This is a genomic window from Proteiniclasticum sp. C24MP (assembly GCF_043951855.1).
In the GTDB taxonomy this organism is placed as follows: domain Bacteria; phylum Bacillota; class Clostridia; order Clostridiales; family Clostridiaceae; genus Proteiniclasticum.
The window spans coordinates 25,924-48,000 of record NZ_JBINJW010000023.1 but is presented as its reverse complement, the minus strand read 5'-3'; the positions used below and the strand labels follow the sequence as shown (position 1 = coordinate 48,000).

The 22,077-nt window shown below is 44.6% G+C and carries 20 protein-coding genes; 2 read left to right on the top strand and 18 right to left on the bottom strand.

What is annotated here, in order from left to right:
- Position 1 precedes the first annotated feature (1 nt).
- The 3 genes from ACHAL6_RS12795 to ACHAL6_RS12785 form a co-directional block, all read right to left on the bottom strand.
- A complete protein-coding gene (locus ACHAL6_RS12795; protein WP_395271066.1) occupies positions 2–1,237 on the bottom strand; it encodes a Fic family protein in 1,236 nt (411 codons plus the stop codon).
- Positions 1,238–1,532: 295 nt separating this feature from the next.
- Positions 1,533–1,742 (bottom strand): hypothetical protein, encoded by a 210-nt coding sequence (locus ACHAL6_RS12790; RefSeq protein WP_395271065.1) that lies wholly within the window; start codon positions 1,740–1,742, stop codon positions 1,533–1,535.
- Positions 1,739–1,930, bottom strand: coding sequence for a hypothetical protein (locus tag ACHAL6_RS12785; protein WP_395271064.1), 192 nt, complete (start codon positions 1,928–1,930; stop codon positions 1,739–1,741). The genes ACHAL6_RS12790 and ACHAL6_RS12785 overlap by 4 nt, the downstream gene beginning before the upstream one ends.
- Positions 1,931–2,184: 254 nt before the next feature.
- Here ACHAL6_RS12785 and ACHAL6_RS12780 point away from each other — a divergent pair, with 254 nt between their 5' ends.
- Positions 2,185–2,868 (top strand): metallophosphoesterase, encoded by a 684-nt coding sequence (locus ACHAL6_RS12780; protein WP_395271063.1) that lies wholly within the window; start codon positions 2,185–2,187, stop codon positions 2,866–2,868.
- Positions 2,869–2,986: 118 nt separating this feature from the next.
- On the opposite strand, the gene ACHAL6_RS12775 is transcribed toward ACHAL6_RS12780, so the two are convergent.
- The 6 genes from ACHAL6_RS12775 to ACHAL6_RS12750 all read right to left on the bottom strand — a co-directional run bounded on the left by ACHAL6_RS12775 (position 2,987) and on the right by ACHAL6_RS12750 (position 8,543).
- Positions 2,987–4,054 (bottom strand): NAD(P)H-dependent flavin oxidoreductase, encoded by a 1,068-nt coding sequence (locus ACHAL6_RS12775; protein ID WP_395271067.1) that lies wholly within the window; start codon positions 4,052–4,054, stop codon positions 2,987–2,989.
- Between the two features lie 218 nt (positions 4,055–4,272).
- Positions 4,273–4,827: a DUF6512 family protein gene (locus ACHAL6_RS12770; RefSeq protein ID WP_395271062.1), complete on the bottom strand. Its 555-nt coding sequence runs from the start codon at positions 4,825–4,827 to the stop codon at positions 4,273–4,275.
- Between the two features lie 171 nt (positions 4,828–4,998).
- The gene (locus ACHAL6_RS12765) at positions 4,999–6,360 is read right to left on the bottom strand and encodes a PTS fructose transporter subunit IIC (RefSeq protein ID WP_395271061.1); all 1,362 of its coding nucleotides are present in this window, start codon (positions 6,358–6,360) and stop codon (positions 4,999–5,001) included.
- A 34-nt stretch (positions 6,361–6,394) separates the two neighbouring features.
- Positions 6,395–6,838 carry a PTS sugar transporter subunit IIA gene (locus ACHAL6_RS12760; RefSeq protein WP_395271060.1) on the bottom strand — a complete coding sequence of 148 codons (444 nt, stop codon included), beginning with the start codon at positions 6,836–6,838 and terminating at the stop codon, positions 6,395–6,397.
- A complete protein-coding gene (pfkB, locus tag ACHAL6_RS12755; protein ID WP_395271059.1) occupies positions 6,835–7,776 on the bottom strand; it encodes a 1-phosphofructokinase in 942 nt (313 codons plus the stop codon). The genes ACHAL6_RS12760 and pfkB overlap by 4 nt, the downstream gene beginning before the upstream one ends.
- Before the next feature lie 11 nt (positions 7,777–7,787).
- On the bottom strand, positions 7,788–8,543 hold the full coding sequence (locus ACHAL6_RS12750) for a DeoR/GlpR family DNA-binding transcription regulator (protein ID WP_395271058.1): 756 nt from the start codon (positions 8,541–8,543) through the stop codon (positions 7,788–7,790).
- Between the two features lie 480 nt (positions 8,544–9,023).
- On the opposite strand from ACHAL6_RS12750, the gene ACHAL6_RS12745 reads away from it, so the two are divergent.
- Complete coding sequence (locus ACHAL6_RS12745) at positions 9,024–10,277, top strand: serpin family protein (protein ID WP_395271057.1); 1,254 nt, start codon at positions 9,024–9,026, stop codon at positions 10,275–10,277.
- A 322-nt stretch (positions 10,278–10,599) separates the two neighbouring features.
- Here the strand turns inward: ACHAL6_RS12745 and ACHAL6_RS12740 are convergent, their stop codons facing one another.
- From ACHAL6_RS12740 to ACHAL6_RS12700, 9 genes are all read right to left on the bottom strand, one after another.
- The gene (locus ACHAL6_RS12740) at positions 10,600–11,196 is read right to left on the bottom strand and encodes a general stress protein (protein WP_395271056.1); all 597 of its coding nucleotides are present in this window, start codon (positions 11,194–11,196) and stop codon (positions 10,600–10,602) included.
- Between the two features lie 197 nt (positions 11,197–11,393).
- The gene (locus ACHAL6_RS12735) at positions 11,394–12,221 is read right to left on the bottom strand and encodes a Cof-type HAD-IIB family hydrolase (RefSeq protein ID WP_395271055.1); all 828 of its coding nucleotides are present in this window, start codon (positions 12,219–12,221) and stop codon (positions 11,394–11,396) included.
- A gap of 20 nt (positions 12,222–12,241) precedes the next feature.
- The gene (locus ACHAL6_RS12730; protein ID WP_395271054.1) at positions 12,242–12,991 is read right to left on the bottom strand and encodes a response regulator; all 750 of its coding nucleotides are present in this window, start codon (positions 12,989–12,991) and stop codon (positions 12,242–12,244) included.
- Positions 12,988–14,709: a sensor histidine kinase gene (locus ACHAL6_RS12725; RefSeq protein ID WP_395271053.1), complete on the bottom strand. Its 1,722-nt coding sequence runs from the start codon at positions 14,707–14,709 to the stop codon at positions 12,988–12,990. The genes ACHAL6_RS12730 and ACHAL6_RS12725 overlap by 4 nt, the downstream gene beginning before the upstream one ends.
- A 108-nt stretch (positions 14,710–14,817) precedes the next feature.
- On the bottom strand, positions 14,818–16,470 hold the full coding sequence (locus ACHAL6_RS12720; protein WP_395271052.1) for an ABC transporter permease: 1,653 nt from the start codon (positions 16,468–16,470) through the stop codon (positions 14,818–14,820).
- Positions 16,463–17,578 (bottom strand): ABC transporter ATP-binding protein, encoded by a 1,116-nt coding sequence (locus ACHAL6_RS12715; RefSeq protein ID WP_395271051.1) that lies wholly within the window; start codon positions 17,576–17,578, stop codon positions 16,463–16,465. Before ACHAL6_RS12715 ends, ACHAL6_RS12720 begins: the two co-directional genes overlap by 8 nt.
- Before the next feature lie 131 nt (positions 17,579–17,709).
- On the bottom strand, positions 17,710–18,774 hold the full coding sequence (locus ACHAL6_RS12710; protein WP_395271050.1) for an extracellular solute-binding protein: 1,065 nt from the start codon (positions 18,772–18,774) through the stop codon (positions 17,710–17,712).
- A 221-nt stretch (positions 18,775–18,995) separates the two neighbouring features.
- On the bottom strand, positions 18,996–20,984 hold the full coding sequence (locus ACHAL6_RS12705; RefSeq protein ID WP_395271049.1) for a glucose PTS transporter subunit IIA: 1,989 nt from the start codon (positions 20,982–20,984) through the stop codon (positions 18,996–18,998).
- Between the two features lie 140 nt (positions 20,985–21,124).
- On the bottom strand, positions 21,125–21,964 hold the full coding sequence (locus tag ACHAL6_RS12700) for a PRD domain-containing protein (protein ID WP_395271048.1): 840 nt from the start codon (positions 21,962–21,964) through the stop codon (positions 21,125–21,127).
- Positions 21,965–22,077 lie beyond the last annotated feature (113 nt).

Genomic DNA, 22,077 nt, shown 5'->3' with positions numbered 1-22,077 from the left:
ATTATCCTACTGGAGCATCAATTATTCTTTGCTGAATTTCTTTTGTTATTCGATACCTAGAAGGTCTTTTTTCTATTTTTTCAATATACTTTAACTCAGTTAGAGTAGTTAACGATTTGCGAATCATATATCTTGATTCTTTTACTGTGTCACTTATTTCTGAATCAAAAAGCGGTTTTTCAAATAGCCAAGATTGCGCCAATAAGAATAGAATTCTTTTGTCTAATCCATTTCCTTTTAACTCATCAATAACAGTATTAGCCTTGTTTAATAATTCGATTTTTTCCGCAAGATCCTCGATGAGTCTTTTCTGCCCTTCACTCACTATTTTCAACATTTGAAAAACAAACATTGTTCCTTCTCCGTAATTATTCGGATCAGATGTTTCTGTAAAAGCTTCGTAATATTTGTTTTTTCTACTACTGATCATGTATGAAAAGCTAATAGCCGTCAATGGATCTAGTTTCTGTGCTAAATACTTACAAGTGATATATCTCCCAACTCTTCCATTTCCATCATAGAAGGGATGTATATATTCAAAGTAGTAATGACCAATCATGATCTTAATTAAATATGGATAGTTTTCAGAATTGATCAAGTCAAGAAACAACGCTAAATTATTCTTTATAGTAGACTCATTAATATCTCCTCGATGCAATATCTCATTTGTATTACTTTGAATCAAAACCTCTCCTGCTCGAAATAAATCACCATCTAACTTATCTTCCTCATCAATTTCACCTTCCACCATCTGATTATATATTGATCTAATTTCCTTAACTTCATTAATTGGAGAAAAATCATCATAAAACAGTGAGAGATATGATTTCACGATGCCTGAAAATCTCTCGTTTTTTGCTTTTTTATTCTGAACTGAAATTATTGCATCATCAATTTCCTTTCTTGTACTCCTTACTCCCTCTATTTCATTTGTACTTTGAATTTCTTCAATCAAGACATTATGAAAGTATTGTTCCTCACCAACACCAGGGACTTTTGTTAGCATACTATTGATTTTGGCTGCATTTTCTTCAATAGTTTCCTGCATCATATCTAACTCAGTGTTGTTAACAACAAACAGCTCATACGCCTGAGATTGCCTTAGCCCCCTTAAAATCGGGTGTATTTTTACATTTGTTTTATATGTGCAGTAATCATTAATTCGTTTTTCGTATTCATTTTTCGCCTTTTCAGGATTATCGTACCTTATTATTCTTAAAGCTTTGTATTTTTTCACTAAAATCACCCTCACACTCGTCATTAATTAAAATATACGCTATTTTTAATTTTAATGATAGAGATTTATTCTTTTTTATCCAAATATTTCTTTTATTTGATACTATCGACCATCAATATTTAATTATGGTAAATAAATAAGAAATAGCAAAAACTAGAAGTTTAACCTTCCAGCTTCTCTAATTCTTCTATACCTTTTCTGAATATACGTGATAGATGATTCACCGAATAACCTACTTCTCCAGCAATCTCACCATTTGATTTCTGATCTATGTATCTCATGAAGAAGATTTCTCTCAGTAAGGATCTTCAAGACTATTAATCAGATTTATGATATCGTTGCGTTTCCGTTTAACCTGTTCGATATACTCCAGGAGATTACTCTTGTATTCTCTTACACTTTTATGATGAGAATATTTCTTCACTACACAATCATCCAGCATCCCATTGAAGCTATCAATCTCAATCCCTAGCATGTGATATGCTTCCAGCTTCTTTCTAATCACATTAACCCCCTCATACTTACAATCTCAACGATCTTCTTGTTTTCTGTCCTGAAGTCCATGATAGATCTGTAAGCTAGATTTCTTTCAAGCTCACCATAAGAGCGTTTCAGATAGTCATACCCTACAAAGGCAACAACTATTCCAGTATCATCAACTTCCTTGACCGTAACCTGTACCGTTTTCTTCAATCCGTCCTTAGATGTTCCGGTAATTACTGTGATACTGTCTCCGACCTCAATAGTTCTTGCTGCAACTGTCCTTATTGCGTTTTCACATTGTTTCCATAAAGCTCAATCTGTCTAATCAATTTTACGAGAATCTATAAATATTATTTCCCTACAGTAAATTGACACTACCCTCAACAGTTACGTTTCTTGCTTATCTTCTTTGAAACCACCATAATGAAAGAAAGGAACAATTCTGATTACAAGGGGGGTTATTTATGATTTATATCACTGGTGATGTACATGGAAAACCTGATCGATTTCTACCTGAAAACACACCTGTTGTAAAGGAACTGAGTAAAAAAGACTATTTTCTCATTGCAGGAGACTTCGGATTTCTTTTCAGAATGGATGAAAAGGAACAGGATCGTCTGGATGATCTGGAAAATCTCCCCTTCACCATTCTCTTCATAGACGGAAACCATGAAAATTTCGATGCCTTGAACAGTTATCCAATTGAAATGTGGCATGGTGGAAAAATACATCGGATCAGAAAAAACATCCTCCATCTCATGAGAGGCCAGGTCTTCACCATCGAAAACCGCACTTTCTTCACCATGGGTGGAGGCTACAGCATCGATAAGTTCCTTCGAAAAGAAGGTATTTCCTGGTGGAAAGAAGAGATTCCATCCGAGGAGGAGTTCGAGGAAGCCAGAAAGAACCTCAAAGCTCATGATTTCAAGGTGGACTACATCATTACCCATGCAGCTCCGGAAAAAATCATGAACATGATTTTCCCCAATCACGCGCCCGAGCTGAAACTGAATCTCTTTCTTCAGGAAGTCATGGATAAAACCCAGTATGCCCATTGGTATTTCGGACACCTGCATCAGGAGAACACTTACCCTTACAATGTGACGCAGCTCTACGAAAACGGACTGGTCCTAGAAACCGATGAATAGTATGATCTACATATAGTCTGAATGCTGAAGGAGCATCAGGAAAGCTTTGAAAAGTCTTCCTGATGCTCCTTCTTTTCTGATCCATTCGTTCTGAACTAGTTCTGACTGATTATCTATTTTATGAATCCAGATGATCCTTGGTTTCTTCTACGAGTTTCCTCATAAGCTCCTTGACGGATAGAATCTCATCGACTCTGTAGGCATTAGCTCCTGCAAAGATCAGCCCTTCTGTCCCCTCCGCTGAATGAATGAGCGCATCAGAGATGCAGTATGGCGTCGTTCTCGGATCGCAGGGAATCAGGCAGTTGTAGCAACGCTTCACTGGGATATTTCCCTGATCAAGCTTTCTGGTGAAGGCATTCTCTATGGCTCTACCAGGCATGCCCACAGGACTTTTCACAAGTCTGATGTCCTCTGCTCTTGCATGCACATAGGACATTTTGAAATCAAGGTCCGCATTGCATTCTTCCGTGGCAACAAATCGGGTGCCCATCTGGACTCCTGACGCACCCAGCTTGAGATAATGAGCAATGTCCTTTCCATCAAAAATCCCCCCGGCAACAACCACCGGAATCTTCACCTCATACTTTTCCTCAAAGGGTCTGATTTCCTCCAGCACTTCCTTTAAGATCTCCTCCAGGTCCATATAGCTTTCACTTTCCATGACCTCTTTCTTGAAGCCCAGATGTCCCCCGGCCAGTGGACCTTCCACAATGAACATGTCCGCAGGAATGCCGAACTTCTTGTCGTAGACCTTGGAAATCAGTCTTGCGGCTTTTCCGGATGAAACCACAGGCGCAATTTTCGTTTCTGTACCTTCCACCATTTTAGGAAGATCAAGAGGAAGTCCTGCTCCTGTGACGATAAGATCGATGCCTTCCTCGATGGCTGTAAGAATGAGTTCATCATAGGTTGTCATGGCAGCAAGCAGATTGACGCCGATGATTCCTTCCGGTGCAATTTCTCTTGCTTTTCGGATTTCCTCCCTCATCGCTCTTTTATTGGCTTCCAGATTGTTCTTCTGAAAATCTTCTTCCCTGTATCCGATCTGCACACCTGAAATGATGCCGATGCCGCCCTCTTTTGCTACAGCCCCTGCCAGAGAAGACAGTGAGATTCCAATCCCCATGCCTCCCTGAATGATCGGCCATTTAGGGACCAGATTTCCGATGCGTAGATGATTCATTATATTCAAATTATTATCCTCCAGTTTTTCAATACCTCCATTATACAGATGTATACTTTGATAATCAAAATATTAAGAGATAATTAAGAATCAACTCTGCACCATCCATCAGGCAAAACCCTGGATTGCTTATGACTGATCCCCTGCAGCAGCCTCGTGAAAGACTGCTGCAGGGGATCTACTTCTCTTACTCAATACCTCTGGAGATTATCTCAGACTTAATACGGCGACACGAACATCGGCAGTGAAGGTGGATAATAGGTGAAGAAACCGGACATGAAGGCCAGGCTCACCACAATGATCATACCAGGCATAAAATAGACCCACCTAGGCTTTGTCACCCTATATACATGCATGGCAAGAAGCTGTCCGATGACGACACTGATCATGGATGAGAAATTCACCCAAGAAGCTTCGATACCGATGGCACCCGCCCAGGTGTAGTACCAGAGGACAATGACCAGCATCCCGAAAATAATGCTGACAGCCATGGACTGTGCCCAGCGCATGCCACTAAGTCTGCTTCTCTTTCTGAACAACGCATATCCGAGAACCCACCACAGTAGTGTAGGCCAGTAGACCATCTTCAGATGTTCCCAGATGCTTTCGTTGACAGGAGCCACCAGACTGACGAAAAAATTCTCTCCCGACCATTCATAGGCGAAATGAAGTGGTCCGGCGATGGAAAGAATCACAAAAATTCCGATGAGATGATAGATCCGGACAAACCTTACAGACTGCTCTGTTCTTTCACTTCGGATATACATATTCATACATCCCCTCTCCCTCTTCTATCTGTATCTTCATATTACTAGTGAGATATATATTTTTCTTCTCCAAGTTATTATTATTCTAATAACAATGAGGAGATGTGCTCCTATGATTTCACTTCATGAAAAAAGAACCGCACCTCTTCAGATGCAGTTCTTCATTGATGATACGATCTATGCTTTTTTCTTCTTCAGTGCTGTCAGCATGAGTCCACCCACTGCAGAACCCACAACAATCGCCAGAATGTACATGGGCAGATTGCCTACCGCATTTGGAATCGGCAGAACGAAGATTCCACCATGAGGTACCGCAAGGGTTGCGCCAAAGAGCATGGACAGTGCACCAGCAACTGCTGAGCCCACCATCATGGATGGAATCACTCTCAGCGGATCCGCCGCCGCAAAAGGAATCGCTCCTTCTGTGATGAATGAAGCACCCAGTGCCCAGTTTGCCTTACCAGCTTCTCTCTCTTCCACCGTATACTTGTTTTTCGCAAGTACTGTGGATAGAGCAATTGCCAGTGGGGGAACCATACCTGCTGCCATGACCGCAGCCATGACACCTGAAGGTTCTCCTTGAGCGATGGTCGCAGCGCCAAAGGTATAAGCAGCTTTGTTGATTGGCCCACCCATATCAGCAGCCATCATGACACCCAGTATTCCACCAAGGACCACGGCGTTGGCTCCACTCATGCCATCCAGCCATGCAAGCATCGCATCATTGATGGACTTCACAGGACCACCCAGAACAAAGATGAGAATAAGTCCGACAACCAGTGTGGAAATGACAGGTAGTATAAGTACAGGCATAAGTCCTTCAAAAGATTTAGGAAGTCTGATGACTTTTCTGATTGCGAGAATGACATATCCAGCCAGGAAACCAGCGATGAGTCCACCTAAGAATCCAGTTCCCAGTGAATTCGCAATAATTCCGCCAACCATACCAGGGACGATACCAGGTCTGTCCGCTATGGAATAAGCGATATATCCTGCAAGAATCGGAACCATAAGCCCAAAAGCAGAACCACCAATGGTCATAAGTGCTGCAGCTAAAGTTCCTTCTTCATCCGCCGCATGGATTCCGAAAGCGAAGGAGAAAGCGATGAGCAGTCCTCCTGCAACAACAAATGGAATCATGAAGGAAACACCGGTCATAAGATGCTTGTAGATACCGCTCTTGCTTTTCCCTCCGTCTCCGTTCTTTTCCTCTGCATATTCCACTCTGGCCGAAGCGGGCTTGGCTGCCAGCGCTTTTGTAATCAGGCCCTTCGCATCTTTGATGGCGTCTTTTACAGATGCCTCCACCACTGGAATGCCCTGGAATCTTGACTTGTCGATGTTGGTATCGATGGCAAGAATCACGGCGTCGGCAGACTTAAGATCCGCTTCTGTGATGACATTTTCCGCACCGACAGAACCCTGAGTCTCCACTTTCATTTCATGCCCCATTTCCTTGGCGGCGATCTGAAGTGCTTCAGCAGCCATGTAGGTATGAGCGATGCCTGTTGGACAAGATGTTACAGCAATAATTTTCATAGAATCTGCTCCTTTATCGTTTATTATTGATCACTTACTTGAATGCATTTATAAACTCATCATAGGTCTGGCAGCTCATGAGCTGATCTCTCATTTCCTTGTGCATGAGATTTCTTGAAATCTCGCTTAAGGCACGCAGATGCAGGTCGCTGGATTCCATCGGAACCGCAATGAGAAAAAACAGATGTGCAGGAAGGTCATCCATACTGTCGTAATCGATGCCTGCATCACTTCTTCCAAAAACGATGGATGCCTCATTGACAGCATCGCTCTTGCCGTGAGGGATCGCGATCCCCATACCGATTCCTGTTGAGAACTCTTCTTCTCTATGAAGAACAGCTGCTCTGAAAGCCTCCTTGTCACTCACTTTACCGTTGGCAATGAGAATATCGATGAGCTCATCGATGACATCTTTCTTGGTTTCTGATTTTAAGTTGAACGTGACTCTTTCTCTTGAAAACATATCTTTGGTCGTCATTTCTTTACCTCCTCTATCTTTTCTCTGGCAGCGGCCAGATGCTTCTCCACTTCTTCTCTTGTACAGGCTTTCGTTCCTTCCGTAGCGACAGCTGCGGCTCCGGTGGCCTGTGCCAGGGCAAGGGTTTCAAAATCGCTTAGCTTCTCATTCTCCGCAAAAACCAGTGCTGCAACCATGGAATCTCCCGCTCCTACAGTGCTCTTCACCTGAACTTCAAGTCCCTTTCCTTTCAGTGTGGACAGCTCAGTGATAAAAATACTTCCTTTTTCCCCTCTCGATACCAGCACTTTCCGGATACCCTTTTCCACCAGGTACTGCGCAGAGTGTATGATCTCCTCTTCCGTCAGGGCTTCTTTTCCAAGATAGTCCGCAAGCTCCTTCTCATTGGGTTTGATCATATAAGGGAGCTCCAGAAGCGCATGATGCAGAGATTCGCCTTCTGCATCGATGACCACAAGGGCCTCTTTCTCTTTGGCCATTCTGGTCAGTCTTCCGTAGAGATTCTGTGGAATATTCGGTGGAAGGCCTCCTGCCAGAACGACAATGTCTCCTTTCTCTACCGTCTCATCATAAAAACTGATAAACGTTTCAAGTTCCTCGCTGCTGATGACGGGACCGGGATCATTGATGTCTGTATTGGTCTCGTTCTTCCGGTCAACAAGTTTGATGTTTGTTCTTGTATTTCCCTGGATAGAAATGAACTGGTCGAGAATGCCCATATTTTTCAGTTCCTTACGGAACTGGTCTTCAATATTTCCTCCAAGAAATCCGGTGGCCAGCGTATCTGTCCCTAAGGACCTCAGTACTTTCGACACATTGATGCCCTTCCCGCCGATATCATTTCTCACGGAATCTGCACGGTTGACTTCTCCGAGCTCTATCCCATCTATCACCATGGTTTTATCCATGGCAGGATTCAGTGTTACTGTGATGATCATGGAAACACCTCCTATTTCACGATTTCAATCTCTTCATTCTTCTCTATGACTGCTGCCTCTTCGTTCATCTCGCCGGCTGTTATGATTCCGGTGATCTGATTCACCGGTGTGATGACAGCAAAGCTGACATTTCCGAATTTTGAAGTATCCGCAACCAGATAGACTCTATGGGAAGATGCAATCATGGCACGCTTCGTCATGGCTTCCACATGATTCGGTGTTGTGGCACCGTCTTTTCTCGTGATTCCATTGGCGCCGATGAATGCGATGTCAGCCCTGAAATTCTTCAGTGTGTTTTCTGTCAGGTATCCGACCATCGCTCTTGTGTTGCCTCGAAGAGTTCCACCCGTCATGATCAGCTCGATGTTCTCCATTTCACTCAGCTCTTCTGCTATATCCAGAGAGTTCGTGATTACCGTGATCTTCTTGTTTCTGATTCTCTTCGCGATTTCCAGTGTTGTTGTCCCTGTATCCAGGATCACGCTGTAGCCGTCTTCCACCAGTTCCGCTGCCAGTTCGCCGATCTTCTCCTTTTCAAGAGAATATTCTTCTTTCTTCTCCTTGAATGTGGGCTCGAACCCTCTCTTTTGTATACTTACTGCTCCTCCATGGGTTCTCTTGAGAATCTTATGTTCTTCCAGTTCCTGCAGATCTCTTCTTATGGTGGATTCCGATACTTCAAAATGCTCCGCCAGCTCTACCACTTTGAGGCTTGAGCTTTCTTCCATCATTTCAATAATTTTTCTTTGTCTTTCTTCTGCAAACATAATCAATCATCCTTTTTATAATATTTTGCTCATTTATAATTAACTTTGAACGATTATGCTCATTAATTGCATTATATATACTCATTTATGAGAAGTCAATACGTTTTCATAAAATAATCTTGATTAATTCAATCATAAATGAGCATAAAAGTTCATAATATACTTCAATCATATCATTTCATGAAGAAGCCTGCACGAAAATGCGCAGAACCATTTCCATGTCTGAGAATAAAGTCTCAAAATTGTAACCATCCATCATGGAAATGATAGTACGATGAAATAAAGTAAACGAGTCCATGCTGCTGTCATGGAGGTACAGTTTTCATCTGTACTACTATATCTATTAAACAGCAGCTATTGAATTCACTATTATTTTGGGGTACAATGCTTTAATGATTTCCATACACCCTAGGGGTATCAGCAGAGCATTCCTTCTGCCCTGAAGGTGCAGGAACAACCAGAGATTCGAGGGGGATAAAAATGAACAAGAAGAGACTGATACCAGTACTGACGACACTTTTGCTTGGCATAATGGTCTTTACTTTCACCGGATGCAGCCAGAAAGCATCCGCAGATGGGGACGATCTCATGAAGGACATCAAGGCAGAGTCCGTGGAGAAAATTGATGCCTATATTGAAGAAGACAACATCGCCGCCATGGATTTTTCACTGGAACTTTTCAAGATGAATCTTCTCTGCCAGAACACCCTGATTTCTCCCGTGTCCGTCCTTTCAGCCTTGGGCATGACGGCCAACGGCGCCAGGGAGAACACCTTGGCAGAAATGGAGGCGGTCTTCGGGCTGCCCAGAGAGAAGATCAACCAGCTCATGAACCTCTATATGCGGAACCTGCCTGACGAAGACAAACTGAAAGTCAGCATGGCGAACTCCATCTGGTTCAGAGAAGGTGGAAGAATCGAAGTGAACAAGGAGTTTCTTCAGACCAACGCCAACTACTATGATGCCGGAATCTACAGATCTCCGTTTGATGAAAGCACACTGAAAGCCATCAATGACTGGGTGGAAAAGGAAACCGACGGCATGATCGTAGATATTCTGGATCAGATTCCCGATGAAGCCGTCATGTATCTTATCAATGCCCTTTCCTTCGATGCAGAGTGGCAGAACATCTACAACGAAAACAGCATCAGAGAAGATATCTTCACTGCCGATGACGGCACCATCCAGAGAGCGGATATGATGTATTCCGAAGAGCATCTCTACATCGAAGATGACGGCGCCAAAGGCTTCATCAAAGACTACGCCGGTGGAAAGTATGCCTTCGTGGCCATGCTGCCTCCAGAAGATCTTCACCTCTCCGCCTACATTGCCGGACTCACAGGAGAAAAACTGCAGAGTCTCATAAAGAATGCCCAGAACATCGAAGTCAATACCATGATGCCGAAATTCACCACAGAATACTCTGTGGAAATGTCCGATATCCTGAAGAGCATGGGCATGGTGGATGCCTTTGATGAACACAAGGCCGATCTCAAAGACCTGGGCACTGCAGAGGGAAACCTCTACATCAGTAGGGTCATCCATAAGACCAAAATCGAAGTGGATGAGAAGGGAACCAAAGCAGGTGCAGCTACAGTGGTGGAAGTATCGGAAGAATCCGCTGCCGTGGAAGATCCCAAAACCGTGTATCTGGACAGACCATTCCTGTATCTCATTGTGGATAAGGAAAGCTACCTGCCGATCTTCATGGGAACCACCCTCTTTATGCAATAATCACCTAGGAGAAGATCCTCTCCCATTGGTTTAATCTGATTTTCATGACCCTGCGCTATGATTTCCTCAAGAGGTGAAATGCGATGAACAAAAAAACCAGAGGAATCCTTGCCGGATTCATTCCGTTTGCTGCGTACCTGGTGGGATTTTCCGCTCTGATCATGAAGGAACTGAAAAAGAAGAACAGATAAAAACTACAGCTGAATATACAAAAGCCGATGCGGATTTTCGCATCGGCTTTCTATCTGAAAGGGAGAAAGTTAACACACTTCTTCCCTCTGCTTTATGTCCGTACCTTCTGTCGGACAATTTTTATAAGGCTTTATAATAATCTTCTAGGGTCATTCAGCGGATCATTGGGGTCTACCTTGTCCTCATCCAGATTGAGTCCCGGATCCCCTTTTCGGTATCCGTCCCGGATGTAGCTTTCATTCTCATAGAAATTGTCATAGACCGCTTCTCTTCTTTCATCGTCATCATCTACAAGAACCATGATGTCTCCTTCTGTGATTCTTTCCTCATAGAGTTTCGCCTCCTCTTCGGGGATCCCGTAATCGGTGAGAAGTCCTGCGACTCCGCCGATGGTTCCTCCTGCAACAGCTCCTGTGATAGCCCCTGCAATGGGTCCTGCCGCAAGAACAGGTCCTGCTCCTGGAATGGCCATGGCGCCTAAGCCCAAGAGGAATCCTCCGATTCCGCCCATGACACTGCCTGATGCGGCCTTCTCTCCCGCATTTTCAGCTGTGATATCCGTATCGCTCATGAGATCATCTCCCACCACTCTGGAAAGCCTGTCATAATTTTCCTTGTCACTGGTGATCACCGATATTTCCTCATCTCTATATCCATCGGCTCTTAATCTGTCGATGGCCCTTAGCGCATTGACTTCTGTACTGAATATACCTGCTATTCGTTTCATGATTACCTCCTGTATTTCTATGCTTCAGTCTTACAGCCATTGTAGAAGCAATTTTCGAACTCTCCATGACCAGAAATTGAACACCGAAAGAATAATATGGAAAAGTTTGCTTAACAGATTAATACATTCTTCATAATCGGAAACAAAAAAAGAAAGCACTGGCTCTCATCTTAAGCCAGAACTCTCTCTAATACACTCTATTTCCTGGCACGCTCCTCCAGCTCACCGCTGAGGATAGCCTCAATGATCCATGCGATTCCATCCTCATCATTGGAGACCGCAATTCCGTCTGCCGCTTCCTTGATTTCATCCGGTGCATTGCCCATGGCAATACCATAATCCGCCGCCTTGATCATCTCCAGATCATTGTAGAAGTCTCCTGCTGCAATAATGCGGTGGTCCTCTCCATGAATCTCTTTCAGTTTCTTCAGCATGGATGCTTTGGAAACACCCAGGGGAAGAAGTTCAAGATAGATGTCGGCTGAATAGACCCACCTCATGTCTCCATGAAGCTCCGATTCCAGCCTCTTCTCGATTTCCCTAAGCGCGGTGTTCTCCCCCGCAAGAAGGACTTTGATCCAGGGCTCAGCCATGGCTTCCTTCAGTTCAGAGAATACTGCAGGCTGATGATCAGAAAGAATCTTCGCATCCGCATTCTCCTCCTTTGAAACAAGATGACAGGTATCCGGAGTATAGATATGAATCATGATTTCAGGATACGTCACCTGAATCCATTTTATGGCTTCCGTAAGCTTCTCTACAGGAAGGTTCTCGCTTCGCAGAACTTCTTTTTCAGTGAAATCATAGAGCATGGATCCATTATAAAGAATGGACGGCGCATTGATCTCCACTCCTTCAATGAAGCTGAGCACATTGATGTGCCCTCTTCCCGTGGCAATGCCGAAATGACCTCCCGCTTCGATGAAGCGACGGATCGCCTCCTTGTTCCTTTCAGATACTTTTCCGTTACTGGACAGAAGCGTTCCGTCCATATCGCTTAAAAGCGTTACTTTTCTGATTTCCAATACGATACCTTCCTTTCGTTTTATCCTTTGATGTATTCCGATGGTGGTGTTCCGGTGCATTTCTTGAAGACACTGTAAAAGTGCTTATAATCCGAAAATCCGGTCTTTTCCGCTATTTCTCCCACTCGGTACTGACCTGATACCAGGAGCTTCACGCTCTGGATGATTCTGTATTCGTTGAGTATCTCAAGAAATGTGCTTCCTGTCACCTTCTTGAACCTTCTGCTCAGATAGCTTGAACTTACACCCAGTTCCTCCGAAACAGATTCTATGCTGAGCTTCTGATCATACTGTTCCACGATTTTCTCCAGTGTCTTGACAACGTAATACTCTTTATCTGATTTCTGCCGGATGATGGCTCCGATCTCATCAGCCAGGCTGTGGTTCTCTCTGCTCTGTTCTCTCATCTCTTCTCGGATCTTTCTGACGGCTTCTGCCAGATCCTCTTCCGACACAGGCTTCAGAAGATAGGAAGAGACATTGATTTCTATGGCACGCTTGGCGTAGTCGAATTCCGCATAGCTCGTAAGGAGTATCGAACGGAATTCCGTATCTGTCAGCGCCTCCCTGATCATGGAGATTCCATCGAGATAGGGCATTCTGATGTCTGAAATCACCACATCCGGTTTTAGGGATCGGATCAGTTCAAGTCCCTCTTTCCCGTCTGCAGCTTCCCCCACCACAATACAGTCCATGCCGAGCCAGTCCATGGTATGAACCAGTCCTCTTCTGATGAAGTCCTCATCTTCCACTATTATAAGCCTGATCATAGGGCAAAACCTCCCAGTTTTTCCTGATATTCATCTGCAGCCGGTATCACGATCTTGAGCCTGGTCCCTTCTCCCGAAGTGCTTTCAATAAGCACGCCAGAAGACACGCCATATCGCAGTCTCAGTCTTCTGTGAATATTGTAGAGACCGAAATGAGTACTGTCATTGATTTCCTTCTCCAGCTGACTGTTCACCTTCATCAGTGTATCTTCATCCATTCCCGCACCATTGTCCTGGCACACAAGAATCAGATCATCGCCTTCTTTGTGCGCCGTAAGATTCACATGCAGATGGAGTCTTCCCTCTGCTCCGTATTTCACTGCATTTTCAATCATGGGCTGAATGATGAGCTTCGGTATTTCGATGTGCTCCACCTCTTCTGGAATATCGATGGAATAGGTCAGTCTGTCTCCGTATCTGAACTTCATGATTCTCAGATAGTTTTCCGTGAACTCCATGTCCTTCAGAAGAGATACGGTCTCCATGGTATTATCCAGACTGTATCTGAGAAGTGTCGACAGGCTGAGAATCATCTTGCTCGCATCTTCAGGATTGAACTTCACCATAAACCTTATGTTGTCCAGTGTGTTATAGATGAAATGGGGATTGAACTGGGATCTCAGCTGCCTGATCTGCGTCATGGAAAGCCTTTCGGTCATTTCCTGATTTCTTGCAATCTCCCGCTGCAGATTTTCTACCATTTCATTGAAAGAGTCCCCGATGGTCTGAAATTCATCATTGCTGTGGATACTGACCCGCGCATGGAGATCCCCCGCCTGCACCTCACCAAAAGCTCTTGTGATCTTATAGAAATCCTCCGTCTTCTTGATGGCCAGCTGTTTCGTGCTGTACAGCACCAGAAGGATTATGAGGCCGAATACAAGAAGCAGGATGATTCCGATGGACAGAAAGAACTGCATCTGATTGGAGATCAGCTTGATGGAGTAGATATGCAGCCTGCTGTTCAGGATGCTCGATGAGGTAAGATAATAGCTCTCTGCTCCTTCCTTCACTGTTCCTTCAAAGTCCGTCTCTTCAAGAGAAAACCGGTTCAGATTATCCAGAAAAGCATAGTTGTTGGTGATAAAGACTTTTCCGTTCTCATCGGTGATGATGGACTGGGAGGAAAGCTCCGAAAGCCTCTTCTGAAACTGTCTGCTGTCCATGGTGATGACCACATATCCCAGGGTTTCCCCTTCTTCAATGATCCGCTTTCCTAGAATCAGATGCATATTCCCTTCCGATTCTTCCATGACACGAATGGAAACAGCATCCCGGCTTTCCTTCATGGTATGAAAGATTCCCCAGTTGCTGTAGCTCTTCCCGGAAAGGTAGTAAGGCAGATTCTGTCTGCCTACCACAATGGGGTTATGGTATCTGTCGAAAATATAGAGGTCTGCTAACTTGTCGATGCTGTTAGAGATGGTGTAGAGCCTGTTGAACACTTCCGCCCGTTCGCCGTTTGAAAGTTCTCTCTGGTAGACTCTCGATTCATCACTGAGATCTTCAATGAACTGCGAATAAGCCTCAACAGATTCTTCTATACCAGCCGACAGCTTTTCATTCTCCCTGCTGTTGGTTCGTACCACATCCATTTTCCAGTATCCCCAGAACATGAACAGCAGGAGGAATGTTAGAATGATGGCAGGAAAAAAAGCATAAAGAAGCAGCATTTTTCGGATGTCATCCTTGAAATAACTGTATTTTTTCTTCTTCATGCTTTATTCCTCCAGTTTTACCTGTATATATTATTGAATCTTCTATTCTTTCTGCAGTTCAACACCTTTATCTATTCTAATCCACTTCACGTTAATTTTCCACATTATTTATAAACTGATTTCCTTCTTGCCTGAAACCTTGAAGAAGATCAGAAGGGAAACAACAGTGGTCAGCGTCAGAATACTTGCAAGAGCGGCGGCGGTTCCATAGCTGGCACGGATGACTTCCGTGTAGATGGCCACCGACATGGTTCGTGTGTCTCCTGTGTAGAGAATAACCGAAGCACTCAGTTCATTGATGATGGTGATCCAGCTTAAGATCGCTCCTGAGAGAACCCCTGGAAGCATCATGATGGCCGTCACCTTGAAGAAGGATTTCACTGGAGAATCCCCTAGACTCACAGCAGCCTCTTCCATGCTGGGACTGATCTGATAGAGAACCGCTGCACTGGAGCGCAGGGTGTAGGGCATTCTTCTCACCACAAAGGCTACAATGATGATGAAACTGGTTCCACTTAGAATCAGCGGTTTATCATTGAAGGAGATCAGCAGCGTGATTCCTAACACAGAACCAGGAATAATGTACGGGAACATGGTCAGTGTATCGATGATATCTGTAAGCCAGCTCTTTCTTCTTGTGGTCAGGTAGGAGATGAACATGGACAGAAATACGATGGTGATGATGGCGATGAGTCCGAACTTATACGTATTGGCAATTGGGCCACCAAGATTCGAAAATATCTTTCTGTAGCTCTCCAGGGAGAAGCCCTTCGTGAAAATCGCTCCTGAAGTCGCTTTGAAGGACGTGTAGATAACGGTCACCTGAGGGATGATGGAAACCAGAACGATGAAGTAGATGGCAATGTGTGCCAGTACGTTCTTCCATCCAGTCAGCTCCTTGGCCTGAATGGGTCTCAGGGAACTCATGGTGAAGGACTTCCTGTTCACCACATACTTCTGGAGAATGAACATGACGGAAGTGACCATGACGAGAATCACTGCGATGGCTGCAGCAAAGCTTGCAGACCCGCCCATTTCACTGATGAATTCATTGTAGATCAGAACCGGCATGACCACGTATCCTTCTCCGATGAGCATCGGTGTACCAAAATCCGCCAGTGCATTCATAAATACGATGAGGGAGCCTGCAAGGATGGTAGGCGTAATCAGCGGCATGATGACTGTGAACACCTTTTTGATGCCTGAACAGCCAAGGCTTTCACTGGCTTCGATAAGAGAAGCATCCACCTTCTTCAGTGTTCCCTTTGTGTACATGTAGATGTACGGATACAGCTTCAGCGTGAGAACCAGAAGGATCCCCGCAAAGCCGTAGATGGAACCCAGTTCGATACCGAAGGTGTCTCTGAAGAATGTGGTGATGACACCGCTTCTTCCTGCCAGAAGCACCCAGGAATAGGCACCGATAAATGGTGGGGAAAGCATGGAGATGATGATCAGAATATCCAGCAGACCCTTCCCCCTGATTTTGAAGGCAGTGGTCATATAGGCAAGAGGAGCACCGATAAGCACAGCAAGCAGCGTGGTTAAAGTGGTCACTTTGAAGCTGTTGCCCAGCGCTCTCATATAGTACTTCTTGGAGAAGAACTTCTGGAAATTCTCCATGGTGAACGCCTGCGTTTCAGGATCCTGAAACGCGCTTATGAACAAGGACAGCAGTGGATATACAATAAATAATGCAAAAATAAATACGATGACGATGGTCACTGCGGACCAGAAGTTGAACGTTCTCTTCTTACCCATTCCATCTCACATCCTTTATCAGGCTCTTCTCCCCATCTTCTGTGAATATGTTGATCTTTCTTCTGTTGGGCATCAGTGTGATGGTATCACCCACATCAAAGAGCTTGTCCGCCTGTCCAAGGTCCTGGGAAAACTCTATGGAAGCCTGTCCATCCAGAATCATGCCTTCCTGGAAGTCCAGTTCGTAGACGATGTAGCGGCCAAGGAAGGTCTTGTTCTTCACCGTGGCCTTCATCCCCGTCTCTGAAAGGGAGAATTCCTCCGGTCTGATTCCTGCAGTCACAGCCGTGCCTGGCGCTGCATCACTGAGATTGTCCATATGGATCCTGGTTCCATCTCTGAACTCCACATACATTCCTTTTTCATCTTTACCAGCTGCAGCATGCAGAAGGTTGGAATGCCCGATGAAGGTTGATACGAACACATTGAAAGGTCTGGAATAGATGGCTTCAGGTGTATCCACCTGCTGAATGACTCCGCTCTTCATGACCGCAATACGGTCTGAAATGGCCAGAGCCTCTTCCTGGTCGTGGGTTACATAAACCGTTGTGATGCCCACCTGCTTCTGTACGTCTCTGATGGCGCTTCTCATCTCGATTCTCAGCTTCGCATCCAGATTGGAAAGCGGTTCATCCATGAGAAGGACATTCGGATGAATGACGATGGCTCTTGCAAGAGCCACTCTCTGCTGCTGTCCGCCGGAAAGATTCTCCGGAAGCCTGTCCTGATATTCTCTGATCTTCACCACATCCAGAATGTCATCCACTCTTTTCTTCATGGTCTCCTTGTCCATTTTTCTGATCTTCAGTCCGTACTCCACATTCTGTCTCACTGTAAGGTGAGGAAAAATCGCATAGTTCTGAAACACCATGCCGATGTTTCTTTTGTGGGCTGGAATATTGTTGATCACTGTTTCATCGAAGGAAAACTCTCCTCCTTCTATGCTGTTGAACCCGGCGATCATTCTTAAAAGTGTGGTCTTTCCGCAGCCTGATGGTCCGAGCAGCGTGAAAAATTCTCCATTTCTGATATCGATGGACAGATCCGGAATCACTGTGATTTCACCGAATCTTTTTGTGGCGTTTTTAACTCCAATGGAATTGCTCATAATTTTCTCCTTCACATGTTTTCTTTCGTACTTGTTTTTATAGGGGAAAAGCCCACAACGAAGTTGCGGGCTTACTGATTCTCCGTGTCTTTCAGTTCATTTGTCTTCTGTTCTAAATGGCTTTCAAGTTCTTAATAGTTGGTGAAGATGTCGTTGAACTTTTCCATCCAGGCATTCTTGTTCTCTACAACCAGTGCTTCATCATCATAGATGATGTTCATATCTTCTTTTGCCATCATATAGCTTGGTGCTGCCACATCTGTTCTTACAGATCTTCTGTTCAGCTGCTCCACGATGATGGTCTGCGCTTCTTCGGATGTGATGAAGTCGATGAATTCCTTGGCATTGACCATGTTCTTGGCATCCTTGATGATGTATACGCCGTCAGGCTTTGAAATTACGCCTTCTTCCATGTAGACAAGCTCTACTGGTGCTCCGTCAGCCACATACTTTGCTCCGCCTTCTTCAAAGGTCAGACCCACAACATATTCGCCGTCCGCTACGCCCTTATAGACTGCTGAGGATCCGCTGAGAAGTTTTCCATCCAGGTTCTGTATGAAAAGATCCACGTATTCCCATCCTTTTTCAGGATCTCCTTCGCCCATGGCATAGAGCATATTGATGAGATGTTCATAGGAGGAAGATGATTTTGAAGGATCCGCCATGGCGATTTTACCCTTCAGTTCAGGTTTCAGAAGATCTTCATATCCTTTGATTTCGATGTCTCCAACCAGGTTGGTGTTGACCATCAGTACGCTTGGGATATCGGTGAATCTTGTAAGGGGTCCTTCTGTATTTTTGAAGTCTTCCTGAATGAATTCTTCGTTTGCACTTGTATAGTTCTCAAAGAGATTCATAACAGGTTTCACTGTGGAAAGGGATCCTCCCCAGAAGATGTCTCCCAGTGGATTCGCAGCTTCGGATTCCACTCTTTTAAGAAGCTCTCCAGTACCTGCCGCAATGACTTCCACCTTGATTCCACTCTGTGTTTCAAATTCACTTACCAGTGGATTGATGAATTCAAGTGGATGCGGACAGTAAATCACAAGATCTCCTGTAGCTTCATCTGGTGTTTCTGCTGGTGTCTCTGCTGGAGTTTCTGCTGGAGTTTCACTTGGTGTTTCAGTCTTACTTCCGCATGCAGCAAGGGACATGATCATAACCGCTGACAATACAATTGATGCAATTTTTTTCATTATTTGTTTACCCCCAAAATGTTTGATGTCTTTATTTTATCCTCTTGTAAACGTTATAAAAACCGATTTTTCTCCAGAAATATCCGAAAATCTGAACTAAACTCCATTCCTTCTTCAGAAAATCCGGAGAAGAACCCTGAATGATATGCTTTGAACCCCATAAAAAATCAGGCCGCTGCCCTTTACGGAAGCGACCTGATGCTTAGGCAATATGAACTTTTCTATCTTACAATCAGTACATCATCTGCTGGTGTCACATCACCTGATGCGATGATCTTCATTTCCTTCACCATATCCATATTGGTTACAACTACTTCTGTAATACTGGATTTGGCTTCTTTTCTGACCAGTTCAAGGTCAAACTTCATGAGCGGTGTTCCATTTTCCACCTTCTGTCCGATTTCAGCCAGTCTTGTGAAACCTCTGCCTTCCATCTTCACGGTATCGATTCCGATGTGTACCAGAACTTCAAGACCTGAGTCTGTAATGATGGCAAGCGCATGATTGGTTTCGAAGATATGAGCGATTTCACCTGCAACAGGAGATACCACATATCCTTCCTGAGGCTCCACTGCAAATCCGTCTCCGATCATCTTTTCAGCGAAAAGGGCATCGGGTACTTCCGTAAGATCAAGAAGCTTTCCCTTCATCGGTGACGTCATGATGGTTTCCTTCCCTGTTCTCTCCACTGATGTCTCACTGGCTTTGGCGGATTCCACCACCTTGACTACAGAAGGATTCTCCATGATGGCCTTGATTTCATCCTTCAGCCCTTCCGCAGCAGTACCGAAAATAACCTGTATTCCGGTGCTTCCTACTTCCATGACCCCAGGTGAACCCAGATCCTTCAGTCTCTTCTTGTCCACTTTCTTCGTGTCGTAGACTTCAAGTCTTAATCTTGTGATGCAGGCATCAATGGCTTTGATGTTTTCCGTGTTTCCAAGGGCTTTCAGCACTTCCATGGCTTTCTCGGTTACAGGTACGGATACCTTCTCGCTTTCTTCCTCATCTCTTCCTGGTGTCTTCAGATTGAATCTCTTGATGAGATAGTAGAATAGGAAGAAGTAAGCAAGTCCGACGACGATTCCCACAGGCAGAAGCGCCCATGGATTTCCTGCGTTTCCTGTGGAGATACTCACGATGTAGTCGATGAGAGAGGATGTGAAGGTCTCTGTCAGTCTGACCTGGAAGAGATTCATCAGCAGTCCGCCTACAAAGGCCAGAGAAATATGTGCCACATAAAGGATCGGCGCCACGAACATGAATGCGAATTCAATAGGTTCCGTGATTCCTGTGATGATGGATGTCAGGGCAGCTGTAAGCATGACACCACCTATGGCTTTCTTGTTCTTTGGCAGCGCTCTCAGGTAGATGGCAAGGGCTGCAGCTGGCAGTCCGAAGATCTTCAGCGGATACTCTGCTGCTGTGATGGCACCTGCTGTAGGGTCTCCTGCAAAGAATCTTGCGATCTCACCCACATAGACCTGACCGTCTGCTGCAGTGAAGCTTCCGAACTGTGTAGTGAACGGAGTCTTGAACACATGATGTAGTCCTGTCGGAATCAGCGCTCTGTTACCGAAAGCATAGATTGCACCACCCAGTCTGAATCCGAAGATTTCCGCATCGATGGCCATCTGTCCTAAGCTGTTGATTCCATCCTGAATCGGTGGCCAGATGAATCCAAGGGCTACGCCAAGAAGAATGGACACAACCACCATGATGATGGGAACCAGTCTCTTTCCTTCGAAGAATCCGAGCACCGGATGCAGCTTGGTCTTATAGAATCTCATGTAGATTTTCGCTGCTATGATACCGATGATGATTCCGCTGAACACGCCCATGTTGATGGGGTCTGTCAGGTTCTGTGCAATGGACATGATGTCCAGCACTTTGATCAGCACCACATATCCAACCACTGCAGCCAGGCCTGATACGGCTTCTCCGGCAGTGAAACCGATGGCCACACCAACGGCAAAGATCAGTGGCAGATTTTCAAATACGATGAGGCCGCCGCTGAAAAGCACATCGACAAAAACCTTCAGTACAGGACTATTTGCCAGTACCTCCACACCTACAAGCTGTTCGATGATACGAGAGAGTGCAACCATAAGACCTGCTGCTGGAAGCACAGATACAGGTAGCATAAGGGACTTTCCGACTTTCTGAAGGACTGCAAAGAATCCTCCGGATTTACTGGATTTTTTAGACATGGATTTTTCCTCCTACTTGTTATATTGAAATCGGGCAATATAATAGGCATGAATTCATACTCAAAGAAAAGACCTCCCTCCCATATCGGATGGAACTTGTCCTTCAGTATAAACTCATGCCTGATCGAATCAGTTACACGTTAATGAAGTTTTGTGTGATTTAATTTGTAAAGATGCAGGGCTATGTACCCGATTTCATTTTCTGGAACTACTATACCAATATTCTTATTCAAAATCAAGGCTATATTTTCAGAAATTTTATATTCGAAAGGAAAATCTTTCTTCATCCTCTCCAGCAGAAGATTCTCGATGGTCTCTTCTCTCGTGCACCTTTCAATGAGCCCTCTCAGATGAGACACAAGCCTTACACTGTCGAAGGAATTCTCCTCAAGAGTAAGCCCAAGCTTGTCTTCAATATAGGGAATCACCTTGTTTATGGCTTTGACATACTGAAGGGAATCTCCTTTTCTGCCGCCCATTCTTCCGCCATGGATATGAAAAGTGATGAACCCGATTTCGCTTTCAGGAACTTCAATATCCATGCGGTCCTTCAGAATCTCCACTGCTTTTTCAGCAATGGCGTATTCTCTTTTATACAGCATACGGGTTTCCAGAAGAAATGGATTTACGATTTCCATGCCCTCTCTGATTCTGTTCAGGGAAAAATTGATATGGTCGATGAGTCCGAAATGAATATCTGTATGAAGCTTCTCTCCAAGTTCCTTCTCTGCCATCTGAATGATCTCTTCCGCCACTCTGAAAATCTCTTCATCCACATTTTCCAGCAGATGCTCATACTGTCCCCTGTTGCTCTCATCCACATGGATAAATACATTTTCAATGAGATTGGACTCGAAGATGATGGACCCCTTTTTCTTGTTGAATCCGATGCCTTTTCCGATGAGGATATACTCGATCTGGTCTGACGACACAAGAACTGCATTATTATTAAACGTTTTCTTGACCATGTAGCTTTTCATGCGTATTCCTCCCTGGATAGCTATAGCATTTCTGATTCTATAATTACAGAGGCTTCTTGTCAACATTTATTCACTCTGGGACTCATGGACATTGACTGAGAATACTATTCTTT

What these genes read in the sequence shown, in the direction of transcription:
- ACHAL6_RS12740 (WP_395271056.1), bottom strand. Translation starts at nt 11,196, where the DNA reads ATGAAACGAATAGCAGGTATATTCAGTACAGAAGTCAATGCGCTAAGG.
- ACHAL6_RS12725 (WP_395271053.1), bottom strand. Translation starts at nt 14,709, where the DNA reads ATGAAGAAGAAAAAATACAGTTATTTCAAGGATGACATCCGAAAAATG.
- ACHAL6_RS12745 (WP_395271057.1), top strand. Translation starts at nt 9,024, where the DNA reads ATGAACAAGAAGAGACTGATACCAGTACTGACGACACTTTTGCTTGGC.
- ACHAL6_RS12780 (WP_395271063.1), top strand. Translation starts at nt 2,185, where the DNA reads ATGATTTATATCACTGGTGATGTACATGGAAAACCTGATCGATTTCTA.
- pfkB (WP_395271059.1), bottom strand. Translation starts at nt 7,776, where the DNA reads ATGATCATCACAGTAACACTGAATCCTGCCATGGATAAAACCATGGTG.
- ACHAL6_RS12770 (WP_395271062.1), bottom strand. Translation starts at nt 4,827, where the DNA reads ATGAATATGTATATCCGAAGTGAAAGAACAGAGCAGTCTGTAAGGTTT.
- ACHAL6_RS12760 (WP_395271060.1), bottom strand. Translation starts at nt 6,838, where the DNA reads ATGACGACCAAAGATATGTTTTCAAGAGAAAGAGTCACGTTCAACTTA.
- ACHAL6_RS12705 (WP_395271049.1), bottom strand. Translation starts at nt 20,984, where the DNA reads ATGTCTAAAAAATCCAGTAAATCCGGAGGATTCTTTGCAGTCCTTCAG.
- ACHAL6_RS12765 (WP_395271061.1), bottom strand. Translation starts at nt 6,360, where the DNA reads ATGAAAATTATTGCTGTAACATCTTGTCCAACAGGCATCGCTCATACC.
- ACHAL6_RS12750 (WP_395271058.1), bottom strand. Translation starts at nt 8,543, where the DNA reads ATGTTTGCAGAAGAAAGACAAAGAAAAATTATTGAAATGATGGAAGAA.
- ACHAL6_RS12710 (WP_395271050.1), bottom strand. Translation starts at nt 18,774, where the DNA reads ATGAAAAAAATTGCATCAATTGTATTGTCAGCGGTTATGATCATGTCC.
- ACHAL6_RS12715 (WP_395271051.1), bottom strand. Translation starts at nt 17,578, where the DNA reads ATGAGCAATTCCATTGGAGTTAAAAACGCCACAAAAAGATTCGGTGAA.
- ACHAL6_RS12700 (WP_395271048.1), bottom strand. Translation starts at nt 21,964, where the DNA reads ATGAAAAGCTACATGGTCAAGAAAACGTTTAATAATAATGCAGTTCTT.
- ACHAL6_RS12775 (WP_395271067.1), bottom strand. Translation starts at nt 4,054, where the DNA reads ATGAATCATCTACGCATCGGAAATCTGGTCCCTAAATGGCCGATCATT.
- ACHAL6_RS12730 (WP_395271054.1), bottom strand. Translation starts at nt 12,991, where the DNA reads ATGATCAGGCTTATAATAGTGGAAGATGAGGACTTCATCAGAAGAGGA.
- ACHAL6_RS12720 (WP_395271052.1), bottom strand. Translation starts at nt 16,470, where the DNA reads ATGGGTAAGAAGAGAACGTTCAACTTCTGGTCCGCAGTGACCATCGTC.